Origin of the sequence: Rhodococcus sp. NPDC056506 (genome assembly GCF_042794945.1) — a bacterium.
Classification (GTDB): domain Bacteria; phylum Actinomycetota; class Actinomycetes; order Mycobacteriales; family Mycobacteriaceae; genus Rhodococcus_F.
Genome location: NZ_JBHTSW010000026.1, coordinates 1 through 15,772, shown reverse-complemented (window position 1 = coordinate 15,772; position 15,772 = coordinate 1). Strand labels below are relative to the sequence as shown.

The following is a 15,772-nucleotide window of genomic DNA, read 5'->3' as shown; positions in this document are numbered from 1 at the left end:
TCAGTCCTGCTCGAGGTCTGGTGAACAGCTTTCGCAGAGCAATTCGAGGGTGCGGCCGTCACCGTCGATCCGATTGCGGAACCGCGGCGTCGGAGTACCGCAATCGACACAGACGCCGAGCGTCTTGGCTTCGGATGAGAACTCGATGTTCATCCGCTTGTCGAACACGTACAGGGAACCGTCCCAGAGACCGCGGTCGCCGAAAGTTTCGCCGTAACGGACGATTCCGCCGTCCAACTGGTAGACCTCGTCGAAGCCACGTGAGCGCATCAGTGAAGACAACACCTCGCAGCGCACTCCCCCGGTGCAGTAGGTGACCACGGCTTTGCCCTTGAGATGGTCGTACTTGCCGCTGTCGAGTTCGTCGACGAAATCGCGAGTGGTGGCCACGTCCGGAACCACTGCATCTCGGAAACGGCCGATCTCGGCTTCGAACGCATTGCGCCCGTCGAAGAACACGACCTCGTCACCGCGACTGTCGACGAGTTCGTGTAGTTCTTTGGGCGCCAGGTGAACTCCGCCGCCGACTACACCGTTCTCGTCGACTTTCAGCTCGTCGGGGGCACCGAACGTCACGATCTCCGAGCGAGCCTTGACGCTCAGGCGAGGGAAATCGTCACCGAGTCCGTCCGACCACTTGATGTCAGCGGTGCGGAACGGCTCGTAGCCACGCGTACCTCGGACGTATCGCTTGACATCCTCGATGTCTCCACCGACCGTCGCATTGATCCCGTGAGGCGAGACGATGATCCGACCCGTCAAGTTGTTCGACTCCGCGAGGCTGTGCTGCCACAGCTTGATCGCTTCCGGGTCCGCCAAGGGCGTGAACTGGTAGAAGAGAACAATTTTCGGAATAGCCACAGCAAATCCAGCCTAACGTGCCGCGCTCGAGTGAACGTCGTGAAGATCGTGAATGGACAAGTCCACCAGGGACTCTCGGAACACGCGGCCAGGACCGGCCGGGACGTCGACCTCACACGGAACGACGAGCACCGCGCAACCCGCGGCGCTAGCCGACGCCGTACCGGTCGGTGAGTCCTCGATCGCGAGGCACTGCGCCGGCTCGAGTCCGAGCAGATGCGCGCCGCGCAGGTACGGATCCGCCGCCGGTTTTCCGTTGGGGACCTCGTCGCCGCACACCGAGTGGTCGAAGAACTCACGGCCGAGCATGCCGAGTGCCCGATCGACCAGAACTCGCTCGGTGTTGGTGACCAGTGCAGAACGCAGACCACCGTCACGCACGGTCGACAGAGCATCGCGAGCGCCCGGTCGCCAGGTCACGCCGTCCTCGAACAGATCGCCGACGCGGGTGTACATCCAGTCCTTCGCCTCGGCGATGGCATCGGGATGCTTCTCCAGGCCGAGCGCGTCGAACACCGTCGCCAGGGCGAAGGGGCTCGACGCACCGATGACGGCGATGCGAGTCGCTTCCGTCATCGGTCCGCCCAGGCGCAGGGACAGCTCACGTAGCGCGATGTCCCACAGCTTCTCCGAATCGAGCAGGGTGCCGTCCATGTCCCACAGGACACCACCGAGAATCGTTTCGGATACTTCGGTCAACAACTCAGACATTGAAATACTTTGCTTCCGGGTGGTGCAGGACAAAAGCGTCAGTGGACTGCTCGGGATGCAGCTGCAGTTCCTCGGACAGTTCGACGCCGATCCGCTCGGGTTCGAGCAAAGCCACCAACTTGGCACGATCCTCGAGGTCCGGGCACGCGCCGTATCCGAACGAGTAACGAGCGCCGCGGTACTCGAGATCGAAGTACCCGGCAACCTCGGTCGGATCCTGCTCCGCGACGGTGTGGCCCTCGGGAAGCACAAGCTCTTCACGGACGCGTCGATGCCAGTACTCGGCCAGAGATTCCGTGAGCTGGACGCCGATTCCGTGTACTTCGAGGTAATCGCGGTACGAATTCGACGCGAACAACTCGTTGGCGAAGTCCGCGATCGGCTGACCCATCGTCACCAGCTGGAACGGAAGCACGTCGACCTGGCCGGTGGCCTCGGCGTCCTTGCGCGAGCGGACGAAGTCCGCGATGCACAGGAAGCGGTCGCGGTGCTGACGCGGGTAAGTGAACCGGAACCGTTCGGGTGCATCCGGTTTCGGCTCGGTGAGCACGATGACGTCGTCGCCCTCCGAGATCGCCGGGAAGTACCCGTACACAACAGCGGCGTGCGCGAGGATTCCCTCGGACGTCAGGCGATCGAGCCAGTATCGAAGCCGCGGACGGCCTTCCGACTCGACCAGTTCCTCGTACGTCGGACCGTCGCCCTTGCGCTGACCGCGAAGACCCCACTGGCCGAGGAAGAGAGCGCGCTCGTCGAGCAGGCCCGAGTACTCGGACAGCGAGATTCCCTTGACGATGCGCGAACCCCAGAACGGAGGTGTCGGCACCGCAATGTCGGTGGCAACGTCGGAACGCTCCGGCAGGATGACGGGAACCGCTGCAGCCTTACGCTTTTCGGCGATTCGCTTGGAACGCTCGTGACGGGCTTTACGCTCGGCAGCCTTCTCACGCGCTGCGATGGCCTCCGGGCTGTCCGGCGCTGGGCCGCCACCACGCTTGGTCGTCATGATCTGGTCCATCAAGTTCAGACCCTCGAAAGCGTCGCGGGCGTAGCTGACGTCGCCCTCGTACACCTCCTGCAGATCGTTCTCGACGTACGAGCGCGTCAGCGCCGCACCGCCGAGCAGAACCGGGAACTTCTCGGCGACACCGCGTGCGTTGAGTTCCTGCAGATTTTCCTTCATCACGACAGTGGACTTCACGAGCAGTCCGGACATGCCGATGACGTCGGCCTTTTTGTCCAACGCGACGTCGAGGATGGTCGCGATCGGCTGTTTGATGCCGATGTTGACTACCTCGTAGCCGTTGTTGCTCAAGATGATGTCGACCAGGTTCTTGCCGATGTCGTGAACGTCGCCCTTGACGGTCGCGATCACGATACGGCCCTTGCCGTCCTCGTCGGTGGCTTCCATGTGCGGTTCGAGGAAAGCAACCGCAGCCTTCATGACCTCGGCCGACTGCAACACGAACGGCAGCTGCATCTGACCGGAGCCGAACAGCTCACCGACGGTCTTCATGCCGGACAGCAGAGTCTCGTTGATGATGGCCAGCGGCGGCTTGATCGTCATCGCCTCGGTGAGGTCGTCGTCGAGGCCGTTGCGCTCACCGTCGACGATGCGACGCTCGAGGCGATCGAACAGCGGAAGTCCCGCGAGTTCCTGTGCACGGGACTCACGCGCCGACGCAGCCGAAACGCCCTCGAAGAGAGCCATCAGCTTCTGCAGTGGGTCGTAACCCTCGCGACGACGGTCGTAGACCAGGTCGAGTGCAGTTTCACGCTGCTCGTCCGGAATACGGGCCATCGGCAGAATCTTGGACGCGTGAACAATCGCCGTGTCCAGACCGGCCTCGGTGCACTCGTGCAGGAACACCGAGTTGAGGACCTGACGTGCGGCCGGGTTCAAACCGAACGAAATGTTGGAGATACCCAGGGTGAAGTGCAGTTCCGGGTAGGCGGCCTTGAGCTGACGGATGGCTTCGATCGTCTCGATGCCGTCGCGTCGTACCTCTTCCTGACCGGTCGAGATGGGGAAGGTCAAGGCGTCGACGATGATGTCGGACTCGGCGAGTCCCCAGTTTCCCGTGATGTCCTCGATCAGACGCTTGGCGATGGCAACCTTGGTCTCGGCGGTGCGAGCCTGGCCTTCTTCGTCGATGGTCAGGGCGACAACGGCCGCGCCGTGTTCCTTGACCAGCGTCATGATCTTGTGGAAACGCGATTCCGGGCCGGCGCCGTCTTCATAGTTGACGGAGTTGACGGCGCAGCGGCCACCGAGGTGCTCGAGACCGGCCTGCAGCACGGCAGGCTCGGTGGAGTCGAGCATGATCGGGAGCGTCGAGGACGTCGCCAAACGGCTTGCCAGCTCAGACATGTCGGCGGCACCGTCGCGGCCCACGTAGTCGACGTTGAGGTCGAGCATGTGTGCGCCGTCGCGGGTCTGGTCCTTGGCGATGTCCAGGCACTTCTGGTAGTCCGCGGAGAGCATTGCCTCGCGGAAAGCCTTGGAGCCGTTGGAGTTCGTGCGTTCGCCGATCATCAGGATGCTGGCGTCCTGCTCGAACGGCACCGCGGAGTACAGCGAAGAGGTGCTCGGCTCGTGGATCGGAGTGCGCTGGGCCTTCTCGACCTGGCGGACCGCCTCGGCCACCGCGCTGATGTGCTCCGGTGTCGTACCGCAGCAGCCACCGACGAGACCGAGTCCGAACTCGGAGACGAAACCACTGAGGGCTTCGGCCAATTCGTCGGCGGTCAGCGGGTACTCGGCACCCTTGGGGCCGAGTTGCGGCAGGCCGGCATTGGGCATGACCGACACCGGCAGCGTCGAGTACTTGGAGAGATGACGGAGATGTTCACTCATCTCGGCCGGCCCGGTGGCACAGTTCAGGCCGATCATGTCGATACCGAGTGGCTCGAGTGCCGTCAGCGCCGCACCGATCTCGCTGCCCAGGAGCATCGTTCCGGTTGTCTCGACCGTCACGTGCGTGATGATCGGCAACCGCAGTCCGAGTTGCTCCATCGCACGCTGGCTGCCGAGGATTGCAGCTTTCACCTGAAGCAGGTCCTGGCAGGTTTCGACGAGGATGGCGTCGGCGCCACCTTCGATCATGCCGAGCGCAGCTTCGGTGTACGCGTCACGAAGGACGGCGTACGGTGCGTGTCCGAGGCTGGGGAGCTTGGTTCCCGGTCCCATCGAGCCGAGTACGAATCGGGACATGCCGTCGCGGCCTGGTCCCATCTCGTCCGCTACTTCACGGGCGAGAGCAGTGCCTTTTTCCGCGAGTTCGCGGATCCGGTGAGAGATGTCGTAGTCGGCGAGGTTGGGCAGGTTGCAACCGAAGGTGTTGGTCTCGACGGCATCGGCACCAGCGGCGAAGTACGCACGGTGGATGTCTTTGAGCACGTCGGGACGGGTGTCGTTGAGGATCTCATTGCACCCCTCGAGGCCGAGGAAGTCGTCCAGGGTGAGGTCCGCGGCCTGCAACATGGTGCCCATCGCTCCGTCGCCGATGACAACGCGCTGTTTCAGCGCATCAAGCAGGGCAGAGTTAAATGGGGCAGACATGCCGTCCAGAGTAGTGGGCGCACCGACAAGCTCTGGCCGTAGGCTGGGTGGGTGAGTCCAAGTGAGTTCCCCGTCACTCCCGACGGCCCGGTCGATTTCGACGATTCCGCGGCCTTCGAGAGTCCTGACGGCTTTGCCGTCGACAGCAGCGACCGCCTCGAGGGCGACATCCCTGTCCTACGTGATCCCATCCTCGTTGCAGCTTTCGAGGGCTGGAACGACGCCGGTGACGCGGCCAGTGGTGCGGTCGAACATCTCAAGCTGATCTGGGATGCCCAGCCGCTCGCCGAACTCGATTCCGAGGACTACTACGACTATCAGGTCAACCGTCCCACGGTCCGTCAGGTCGACGGAGTCACCCGCGAAATCGTCTGGCCGGCAACACGTTTGTCGGTCTGTTCGCCTCCTGGCAGCGAGAGCGACATCGTCCTGCTGCGCGGGATCGAACCCAACATGCGGTGGCGCAGCTTCTGCGAGGATCTGCTCGAATTGATCGACCAACTGAACGTCAAGACCGTGGTCATCCTCGGTGCACTGCTTGCAGACACTCCGCACACACGCCCGGTCCCGGTCACCGGCACCGCGTACAGCAGTGAATCCGCCGCCCGGTTCAATCTGGAACAGACCCGCTACGAAGGACCGACAGGCATTACCGGAGTCCTTCAGGACGAGTGCGTTCGTGCTGGTGTACCCGCTATTTCGTTCTGGGCAGCGGTTCCGCACTACGTGTCGCAGCCACCCAACCCGAAGGCCACAGTGGCCCTCCTTCAACGCGTCGAGGATGTTCTCGACATCGAGGTCCCCCTCGGGGAGCTCCCAGCTCAGTCGGAGGACTGGGAGGAAGCGGTCAACGAAATGACCGCGGACGATGAGGAAATCGGCGAATACGTGCGCACCCTGGAAGAACGGGGCGACGCTGAAACCGACATCAGCGAAGCCATCTCCAAGATCGACGGCGACGCCATCGCTGCGGAATTCGAGCGCTACCTCAGACGGCGAGGCCCCGGCAGCTTCGGACTGTGAGCAAGAACACTCCAGAGGAAGAAGGCGGAAGTACACAGCGCCCCGTGCGTCTCCGACTTCAACTGATCGCGCTGTACGCCGGCGGGTTCCTCGGCCCGTTCGGCGGCGGTGTGGTTGCTTCGATCCTCCCCGAGATCGGTGACGATCTCGGGGTCGGGCCGTCGGCGGCCGCCTCCTCGCTCACCGCGTACCTGCTCCCCTTCGCCGCACTGATGTTGGTGTCCGGGACACTCGGGACACGGTGGGGCAAAGTCCGGACCGTGCGGATCGCATACGGGGTCTACGTCTTCGCGTCGTTGGCGTGCTTCCTCGCCCCGACTCTCGAGATCTTCCTGGCCGCCCGGGTACTGCAGGGCTCGGCGAACGCATTCACCACACCGCTACTTCTTGCTTCGTTGGCGGCCGCAACACCGCAGGCTCGACTGGGCCGAGCGCTCGGAGCCTTCGGCGCTTTCCAGGCTGCTGGGCAGTCGTCAGCTCCGTTGATCGGCGGCCTCGCGGCCGAATTCGACTGGCGTCTGGCCTTTCTCGTCATTGCTGTGGTCGCAGGCATCCTGGGAGCCGTCGGGCTCCCGAAGTCCGAAGCGCCGACGGCAACTACTCCCGCACGCTTACGCGATGCACTGCGCCCCGAAGTGCTCCGGATCGGCATCGCTGCACTGCTCGGCTGGGGCGCCCTCGGTGGGCTGAGCTTCCTGCTTGCCTTCCGCTTCGAAGACGAGTTCGGACTGTCCCCCACCGTCCGCGGCCTACTGCTCACCGTTTTCGGTGTGGCCGGCATCCTCTCGGCCCGACGCATCGGAATCCTCATCGATCGCATCGGCGCACGGTCCTCCGTGATGATCGGCGCCCTGGGCGGTGCAGTTCTGGTGTCCGTCGTCGGCCTCGCCGGCTTGGTGCCGGTGATCGCGATCGCATGGTTTGTCGCAGGCGTCGCGAGCCAGTTCGTCCTGGTAGGCGTCAACGCTGCGGTACTCGGCTCCGAGGGGCCCAACCGCGGCGGCGCCGTGTCGGTCGTGCAAGCGATGCGCTTCGGCGGCGCTGCCCTTGCTCCCCTGGCCCTGACACCGATCTACGACTCTTCGCCTGCCGCGAGCTTCCTGATCCCCGCGATACTGCTCGCCGTCGTCGCTCCCCTGGTGATGCCGAAGCAACGCTGATCGGTCTGGGCTGGTTTCGGACATTTTGTGGTGCGAACGCCGAGGTGTTTGAGGAAAGGGACCGCCGTTGTCTTGAGACCGACCGGTTGAGCTATATTCGGAAAATCTTGTGTTTCCGTCAGCGACAGATATTGATACCATTGGAACATGAGCGAATCTGAGTCGGAACCGGAACGGCCGATCGACATTTTTCGGCGATCGGTTGCCGTCATCGAAGAAAATTTGCCTCCTACCTGGTCTTTGTCGACTCAGCGCTCCCCCGACCTGTCCGAGGCGCCGCTCCGCCTCGACCTCCGCTCCCCTGACGGCGCCGTAGCCAAATTCGGCGTGTACGCCGCTCACGGTGTCCTGAGCAGCGACGTTCCCGGTATTGCCGACCGCTTCCCCACCGGTCAATCGGGCTTCGTGTGCGCAAAATATCTGTCCGAGCCGGTCCGCCGGCAGCTCGATTCTCACGCGATCTCGTACGCAGATGCCACGGGCAACGTGTCGTTGACCGCAGATCGACCCGCCGTCTGGGTTCGCGGACGCGGAGCAGATGCCGATCCGTGGCGGGGGCCCGGACGTCCTTCCGGACAGCTGACGGGCGATCCGTCAGCTCGCGTCGTGCGTGCGCTTGCCGATTTCGCGGCGCCACTGGCGATCACTGCCTTGGTGCGCCTGGCCGGTGCGTCGACGGGAGCAACCTATCGGGTGGTTCAGACACTTTCGGATCGCGAACTGGTGACGCGTCTCCCCCGCGGCGGAATTGGCGACGTCCGCTGGCCGAAGATGCTTCGTGAATGGGCGGCTGAGGCCGGGGCCAAAGCACCAACGCCTCACGGCTTTCACGCGCCGGACGGGTTGGAAGCACTCTTCGACCAACTGCGTCAGCTCAGCGGTCACATCTATGCCGGTACCGCCTCGGTGGCCGCGGCGCCCTTTGCTCGGTACGCCCCCACCCAACGCGCGCACTTCCATGCCGACAACGTCGACCAGTTCGCCGACGCTCTCGGCCTTCGACGTGTGGAATCCGGCGGTGACGTGTGGATCACCGCTCCCCTCTCACCGTCCGCATTCGATCGATTACTCACTCGCGACGGCATCCGCATCGTCGCGCCGAGCCAGGCGTTCGCTGATCTTCTGGTCGGCCCGGACTCCGACGAAGCGGCAGCCGAGCACCTGCTCACGTGGATGATCGAGAACGAATCACAGTGGCGACGCGCCGCATCCCCTGCTACGGATCGCCCGTAGGAAAAAGAGGGGGCGTCTCTCGCCTACCCTGTCATGGTGGAAGAAACGAGTGCGCCCGATTACGCCGCGTACGCCGACACCAATCGACTGAAGCTGTTTTCGTTCACGATCGCGGAAAAACGGGCCGAGTACCTCTGGGTGCTTCGTGCCTTCGACCATGCTCGGGCCAACTACACCGTGCTGCTGCATGCCGGAACCGTCGCGCACATCCTCGAGAAGATCGGCGGCTCGGATCCGGCCGCCGACCTGTCGGCAGCAGAGGTCACTCCCCTGTTGGATCAGCTCCACGTGTGGGAGATCCTCGAACGCAGCTACGACGGCACCCGTGCAGCGACGCTGGCCGAGTACCGGAATCGCCACTTCGTCTACCAGTTCGGTCAGGCCGGATACCAGGTCTATCGATCAGTCGAGGACGTTCTTGCCGCACGCCTGGACTCGGCGTCGCTCTCTCGTCTCGCTCTGGCGGACCTGCTCGCAGACATGTCCGAACTCGCGGAAGCCAACCGAAGCTCCGACGGCGATCTGATCTTCCGCAAGCTCAAGCGCCTCGACTCGACGCTCTCCGACATGGCCGATCGAGCCGCGCACTTCTATCTGACCCTCGGCGACTTGGTGCGGACCACGGAGATCACTCCGCAGGCTTTCCTCACGCACAAGGACGCTCTGCTCACCCACATGCGCGAGTTCAGCTCCGATCTGGCGCGCTACGCCCCGAAGCTCAAGGAAGCGATCGAGCACGTCGAATCCACCGGTGTCGATCGCATGATCCGCCTCGCCGCCGCCAGTGACGAGCGGGTGTTCGTCCCGATCGCCGAACGCGAAGACGACTGGGCTGCGCGTTGGCGAGGATTGACCGCCTGGTTCGTCTCCGCGGAATCGGGGATCAGCGAGTCCGAACGCCTGCGTGAAGGCACGATGAGTGCGATCGCCGCGGTTCTGGCGCTCCTTCGCCGCGTCACGGAGACCCGTCGCGGCGGCGTCAGCCGTGAGAGCCAACTCAGGCACCTCGCCGGTTGGTTTGCCGCCACCCCGTCCGAAGACGCAGCTCACGCTCTGTTTCAAGCTGTCTTCGATCTCGGCCGACCCCGCCACCTGTCGATGGTGCATCCGGACGCCGACATCATTTCGCACTCGCGTTCGTGGTGGGAGGCACCGCCGGTGGAGATCGCGCGGACACTCGCCGAAACCGGCCGGCCCCCCTCACCCGGGCTGCCGAGCAAAGTTGCCCGCAACGACGGCAGCATCCGCCGACTGCGCGAAGAGCAGTTGGCGGCGCAACGTACCCGCAGCGCCGCCGCGCAATCTCTCGCGTCGAACGGTGTTTATCAACGCGAACTCAACGAGCAGGAGACCGAAGTTTTGCTGAGTCTGCTCAATGCAGCACTGACCGCGCGCGTTCCGGTGGTGGGACGCGTCAAGAGTTCCACCGGTAGCGAGAACGGGGTGAAGCTCACGCTCAGTCCCTCGGACGGTTCGACCACCATCAAGACCGCCCGCGGACGTATGCATCTCGACGGTATCGAGGTCAGTGTTCGATGAGAGCTCGCGAGATCACGCCCCTTGCCCTCGATTCGTACCAACGAGCGGCGCGCGTGATTCTGTCCAATCACCTGATCACCTCGACGTACCCGGATCGAATTGCGTTGCCGCTCTTGCGCCGTTGGGCCACCGAGTTGCGCGACGACTTACTGGAGCTGTTCGGATACCGCCTCGAGGTGACGGAGACCACGGCGCGCCTGTTCACGGTGTCGGATCGGCTCAACCCGTCGGCACCGGCCAGAACTGCCTCCGAGCGAACTTTCGATCGCACGCGCTACGCCTATCTGGCGTTGTGCCTGGCCGCTCTGGGCCGCGCCGGAAACCAGATCACGTTGTCGGAGTTGGCCGATCACGTCGCGGCCGACGCCGCGCAGGTCGACGGCGTCGAACTGTCCACCGATCGTGCGTCGGACCGCGACGCCTTCGTCGACGCCGTCGGCTGGCTCGGCGTCCGGGGCGCCATCGCCCTCGCCGACGGTGACGCAAACGGCTGGGCGTCCAATCCCGAAGCGGGAGAAGCGCTCTACGACATTGATCGGTCCGTCGTCGTGGCCCTGTTCCGTCCGCCGCGCGCCCTGCAGCACCTTCACTCCATCCGAGGGCTGCTGGCGGCGGAGACCTCGAGCGCCTCCGAGGACGACGGAATTCCCGTGGACGCGAAAGAGATCGGACGCCGAGTGCGTCGGGCACTCGTCGAGCGCCCGGTCGTACTGGCCGGCGAACTCGATCAGCACGAGTTGATCGCGTTGGCGCAGCCCAAGACCGCGTCGGAAGTCGAACTCCTGACGGGGTTGGTGGCCGAGCGCCGCGCCGAGGGAATCGCGATGATCGATCCCACCGGTCGACTCTCCGACGTCCGCTTCCCGAGCACCGGGACGATCGCTCAGGTGGCACTTCTCCTGGCCGGCGAGATTGCCGACCGCGTACTCGACGTCGACGCTCCAGAACTGCCGAAACTTCCGATCCCGCACGTGTCGGACGATCACCTGATCGAACAACTCGATGCCGCCATCCCCGAGGCTGGAATCTTCGAGGACCTCGCCGACGAGGACGACGACTTCGTGCTGCCCGCCGGCGAACCGGCCGAGCCACCGGAACCCGTCACGTATCCGAAAATCGACGACGACTGGCTCGCTGACAAGGTCACCGAGTTGGTGGACCAGTTCGGGCGAACCTTCGCGGCACAGTGGCAGGCCGATCACAACGGACTGCGCAAGCAGGCGCTCGGGTTGTTGCAGCGTCTACGACTGACGCACGTGGTCGACGACGGAGTTCTGGTCTTGCCCGTGTTGGCCCGGTACCGCGACGTCGTGGTCTCCGTGCGCGAACGCGACCCTCAGATCGACTTCGCGGTGGACAACTCCGCACCGGATCCGGTCGACGAATTCGGCCCCGAACCTTCCCCCAACGGCGAACTATCAGAGGTAGAGAACGTATGAGCAACGCCCGCTTCCGACCTACTCGGGCTGGAATCATCAACCTCTGGGATTACCGAGACCAAGAGTTCTCGTTCGCCGACGGTCGACTGGTTCTGCGAGGACCCAACGGATCCGGCAAGACCAAGGCCCTCGAGGTCCTGTTCCCGTTCGTCTTCGACGGCCGCATCGAACCGCGGCGCCTCAACCCGTTCGCCGGTGAAGAGCGCACCATGAAGTCCAACCTGCTCTACCGCGGTCAGGACAGCGCGCACTCCTACGTGTGGATGGAGTTCTGCCGCGGCTCACTCGAAGATCCCGAGTCGGTGACCGTGGGAATCGGCATGCGTGCAACACGCACCAATGACAAGGTCACTCGCTGGTACTTCGTCGCCGACGGCCGCGTCGGGGTCGACTTCTCGCTGATCGGTAACGACGATCGTCCCCTGACCAAGAAGCAGCTGGCCGAACAACTCGGCAGCGATTCCATCACCGACCGTCCCCTCGACTACCGCACTGCCATCGACGCGCGGATGTTCGGTCTCGGTGTGCAGCGCTACGACCAGCTGATCAACCTCATTCTCACGCTTCGCCGCCCCCAGCTCGCGAAGAACCTTGACCCGAAGGGCCTTTCGCAGGCACTCACCGACGGTCTCCGTCCGCTCGACGACCAGCTGGTCCTCGAAGCTGCGCGTTCGTTCAGCGACATGGAGGAGGTCGGCCGGGCGCTCGAGGGGCTGGCGGCAGCCGATCAGGCGGCGCAGAGTTTCATCGGGGTCTACACCAAGTACCTGCGTCAACAGTCCCGCGGAGAGATCGAACAGGTCAGTACCCGCCTCGCAGCGGTCACCAGAGGTGTTGCCGCCATGGACGAGTCGTCGCTCGCCCAGACCCGCAGCCGTGAGGCGCGGGCAGCTGCCGAGGAACGATTCAACCAGGCCGAGCAGGCACTCGAGAACGCGCGCGCCAATGTCGAAGCACTGCAACGCTCGAGCGCATACGAAGGCAAGCAGCAACTCGACGATCTCGCCCAGGCCGTCGCGACGCTGAAGCTCTCGACCGAGCAGCAGGCAGACAAGTCACGGAAAGCGCAGGCCGCACTCGCACAACGCGGCGACGAAGCCGACAAGGCCGCATCGTCGGTCAAGCGTGCGGCCGAAGCACTCTCGCGCGCCGAGGACGAACTGCAGGCAGCAGCCGAGGACGCCGGCATCGTCTGGACTCCCCTGCCCGACGGCTCACGCAGTGACCAGATCACGGCAGCCGTCCGTGGCCATGCCGAGGAACGTGACGGTGACGTACGCGTCGTCCGCACCGCACTGGCGACCGTCGAGAAGGCGGCGACCGAACGAACCCGGGCCGAAAACAGCTCTCGCCGTGGACAAGAGCTGCTCGAAGCGTCCAAGGCGGCTGTGCTCGAGGGCGAAGCTGCCGTGGAACTCGCACGCAGTCAGTGCGCGAGTGGGCTCCGCGCGTGGTGGACCGATCACTCCTCTCTGTTCTCGGCTGTCGGCGCCGACACGTCGCTGTTCGAGGCTCTCGACGCAGCGCTCGCCGAGGTCGGCGACGAGGACGCGCCGGCGCTGTCCGCAGTTCTCGCCGAGCACACCGAGGCCGGAACCGAGACGCTGCGCGAGCGTCGTCGCGAAGCAGAAGCGGAAATCTCGGCATCACACGCCTCCATCGCGGCTCTCAAATCCGAGCGCAAGGCCGTCTCGGCGGAACACGACGACGCTCCGCCTGCCTTCCACGCACGCACCGACAACCGCAGTGAACTGGGTGGTGCACCGCTGTGGCAGCTGGTGCGCTTCGCCGATTCCGTCGAACCAGACGTGGCCACGGGAATCGAATCCGCACTCCAGGCGGCAAATCTGCTGGACGGCTGGGTCTGCCCGGACGAGAAGATTCCCGATCACGTCAGCGAGCAATTCCTGACCGCTCTTCCTGTCAAGCAGCGCCCGAAGGGACGAACGCTGGCCGACGTCCTCGAGGTCGAAGGCAATGCCGACGTACCCGACGCTCGGGTACAGGACATTCTCGCGTCGATCAGTCTCGTCGAGGCACCGGGCGACTCCGATGCAAGCGTCGCCATCGGCGTCGACGGCCGCTTCTGGCAGGGCGTCGCACGTGGCCGGCACGTCAAGGCCGACGCCGAGTACATCGGTACGACAGCACGGGCGCGTCGACGCGAAGCTCGGATCACCGAGATCGACGCTGCCCTGGAAGAGCTTGCGGCGGCAGTCGATGCAGCCAAGGCACTGGTGGCGCAGACCAACGAGCAGCTGAGCCGGATCAACTCTGCGGCAAAGGAATTGCCGAAGACCGGTTCGATCCTGCGCGCACTCAAGACCGTCACCGAATCCGCCGGTGCTCTCCGCACTCGCTCGGAGGCCACCGAAACAGCGCAACGCGAACTCGACGCGGCGATCGCCGATCTCGCAGCGAAGGAAAAGCAACTCCGGGCGACGGCGTCGCAGCACCGGACGCCGCACGTCGGCCGTGAACTGGACTCGCTCGCCGCGGCGATCCGGCACTTCGAGAAGCAGGGCGAACTGGCGCTGCGCTGCCGGCGCGAGCACGCCAAGGAAGTCGAACTCGAGCGCGAGTCCCGTGACCGCCTCGACGAATCACGGGCCAATGCCGAGGAATTCGCCGAAGAAGCCGCCATCGCCGAGGAGAGTCTGCTCCAGCAGGTGCAGCGTCTCGAGACGCTCCGCGACACTCTCGGTGCCAGCGCCGAGCAGATCGATCTCGACCTGGCGAAAGCGCGCGCGAAGATCGAAGAATGCAAGGTCGAGCAGCGTGCTGCGCGAAAGGCATACGACGCTGCAGTCCTCCAGATCGGCACGGCAGAGGGTGCATACAACACCGCTGTCGAGACGTTGCGTCACACCCTGACCGAAACCCGCAGTGATGCAGAGCGACTCGCGCCCTACGCTCGTCCCGACCTGCTGGAATTGTTGGGCGTCAAGGAGCACCTGAGCTGGCCGGCCAGTTCGGCGGCGTGGATGAGTCCCGATCAGTTGGTCTACCGCATCCAGAACGAAGATCGCAGCGAGGACGCCGCCCACCCGCCTGTCCTCCCCGAAGACGTCGACAAGTTGTACCGAGCGCTCGAGGCTGCGACCTCGGCGGTCCGCGTCACCGACGGCGCCCGCAAGGCAACCCGCACGGCACTGACCTCGGCGCTGCAGGACTTCGACGCGCAACTCGCCGCCGCCGGACAGGACTACCGCCTGCAATGGGATGCACCGGACGGACTGACCGTCGTACGAGTGCAGGACGATCAGGGCTATTCGTCGATCGGTGAATTCGCAACGCGGATCCACGACGCTCGCGGCGATCAGGAGCAGTTGCTCACCGAATCCGAGCGTCGCATTCTCGAAGATGCCCTGCTGACCGGTTTGGCTCAGCAGATCCACGAGCGCACCGTCGACGCACGAGAGTTGATCGCACAGATGGGCACCGAGATGCGTGAGCGTCGCATGTCCTCGGGCAACACCATCGGCGTTCACTGGGTGCTGGCCGACAACCTCGACGACAGCTCGCGGGCGATCTCCAAACTGCTGGATCGAGATGCGTCGGCCCTCGGCGTCGATGAACTCGCTACTCTGCGAGCACATTTCGCGACCCAGATCCGCACCGCCCGCGCCGCGCACCCCGAACGCTCGTACCCGGAGATCCTGTCCTCGGCGCTCGACTACCGGCAGTGGCGTGTGTTCTCGTTCACCCTCATCAGCGGTGAGGGCAAGGAAGACCGCCTTACCGTCGCGCGGCACAGCGCACTGTCCGGTGGCGAGCAGTCCGTCTCGCTGCACCTTCCGCTCTTCGCTGCGGCGCACGTCATGTTGGACTCGGCCGACCCGCACGCCCCACGGCTACTGGCGCTGGACGAGGCTTTCGCCGGCGTCGACGACAACGGTCGCAGCGAGCTTCTCGGCTTGAGCGTTCAGTTCGATCTGGATCTCTTCATGACCGGCTACGACCTGTGGATCACGTACGCGGACGTGCCCGGCTGTGCGCACTACGACCTCGCGCACTCCACTGCCGAGCAGGCGGTCAGCGCCGCGCTGCTGGTGTGGTCGAACGGTGAGTTGCTCGCCGAGCACGACGGAACGGATCTGGCGCGGGCGCTGGGCTCGCCGCTGCGGCGCCGGGTGCCGACACCAGCCGAGGGTGCGTTGGACTACGCCTAGAAACTGCTGTGCGCCGTTTTTAAACCCCCCCGGGTTATAAATGCGCCCCGCCGGACATAAGCGAAGCGAAAA

Annotated in this window: 9 protein-coding genes; 6 read left to right on the top strand and 3 right to left on the bottom strand. The window is 64.6% G+C overall.

The annotated features are described in order from the left end of the window. From ACFQ6H_RS19755 to metH, 3 genes are read right to left on the bottom strand one after another with little or no spacing between them, the layout of a single operon-like run. Positions 1 to 861, bottom strand: a complete 861-nt coding sequence (locus ACFQ6H_RS19755; protein WP_378446060.1) for a rhodanese-related sulfurtransferase — start codon at positions 859 to 861, stop codon at positions 1 to 3. A 12-nt stretch (positions 862 to 873) separates the two neighbouring features. Then, positions 874 to 1,572, bottom strand: coding sequence for an HAD family hydrolase (locus ACFQ6H_RS19750; RefSeq protein WP_378648049.1), 699 nt, complete (start codon positions 1,570 to 1,572; stop codon positions 874 to 876). Further along, positions 1,565 to 5,134 carry a methionine synthase gene (gene metH / locus ACFQ6H_RS19745; RefSeq protein WP_378648047.1) on the bottom strand — a complete coding sequence of 1,190 codons (3,570 nt, stop codon included), beginning with the start codon at positions 5,132 to 5,134 and terminating at the stop codon, positions 1,565 to 1,567. Before metH ends, ACFQ6H_RS19750 begins: the two co-directional genes overlap by 8 nt. A gap of 168 nt (positions 5,135 to 5,302) precedes the next feature. On the opposite strand from metH, the gene ACFQ6H_RS19740 reads away from it, so the two are divergent. From ACFQ6H_RS19740 to ACFQ6H_RS19715, 6 genes are all read left to right on the top strand, one after another. Next, positions 5,303 to 6,157, top strand: coding sequence for a PAC2 family protein (locus ACFQ6H_RS19740; RefSeq protein ID WP_378648132.1), 855 nt, complete (start codon positions 5,303 to 5,305; stop codon positions 6,155 to 6,157). After that, positions 6,154 to 7,317, top strand: coding sequence for an MFS transporter (locus ACFQ6H_RS19735; RefSeq protein ID WP_378544045.1), 1,164 nt, complete (start codon positions 6,154 to 6,156; stop codon positions 7,315 to 7,317). Before ACFQ6H_RS19740 ends, ACFQ6H_RS19735 begins: the two co-directional genes overlap by 4 nt. 147 nt (positions 7,318 to 7,464) lie before the next feature. Beyond that, on the top strand, positions 7,465 to 8,550 hold the full coding sequence (locus tag ACFQ6H_RS19730; protein ID WP_230815679.1) for a hypothetical protein: 1,086 nt from the start codon (positions 7,465 to 7,467) through the stop codon (positions 8,548 to 8,550). A 33-nt stretch (positions 8,551 to 8,583) separates the two neighbouring features. Further along, positions 8,584 to 10,089, top strand: a complete 1,506-nt coding sequence (locus tag ACFQ6H_RS19725; RefSeq protein ID WP_230815680.1) for a TIGR02677 family protein — start codon at positions 8,584 to 8,586, stop codon at positions 10,087 to 10,089. Further along, positions 10,086 to 11,528 carry a TIGR02678 family protein gene (locus ACFQ6H_RS19720; protein ID WP_378648045.1) on the top strand — a complete coding sequence of 481 codons (1,443 nt, stop codon included), beginning with the start codon at positions 10,086 to 10,088 and terminating at the stop codon, positions 11,526 to 11,528. Before ACFQ6H_RS19725 ends, ACFQ6H_RS19720 begins: the two co-directional genes overlap by 4 nt. Continuing rightward, positions 11,525 to 15,700: a TIGR02680 family protein gene (locus ACFQ6H_RS19715; RefSeq protein ID WP_378648043.1), complete on the top strand. Its 4,176-nt coding sequence runs from the start codon at positions 11,525 to 11,527 to the stop codon at positions 15,698 to 15,700. Before ACFQ6H_RS19720 ends, ACFQ6H_RS19715 begins: the two co-directional genes overlap by 4 nt. The last annotated feature ends 72 nt before the right edge of the window (positions 15,701 to 15,772 follow it).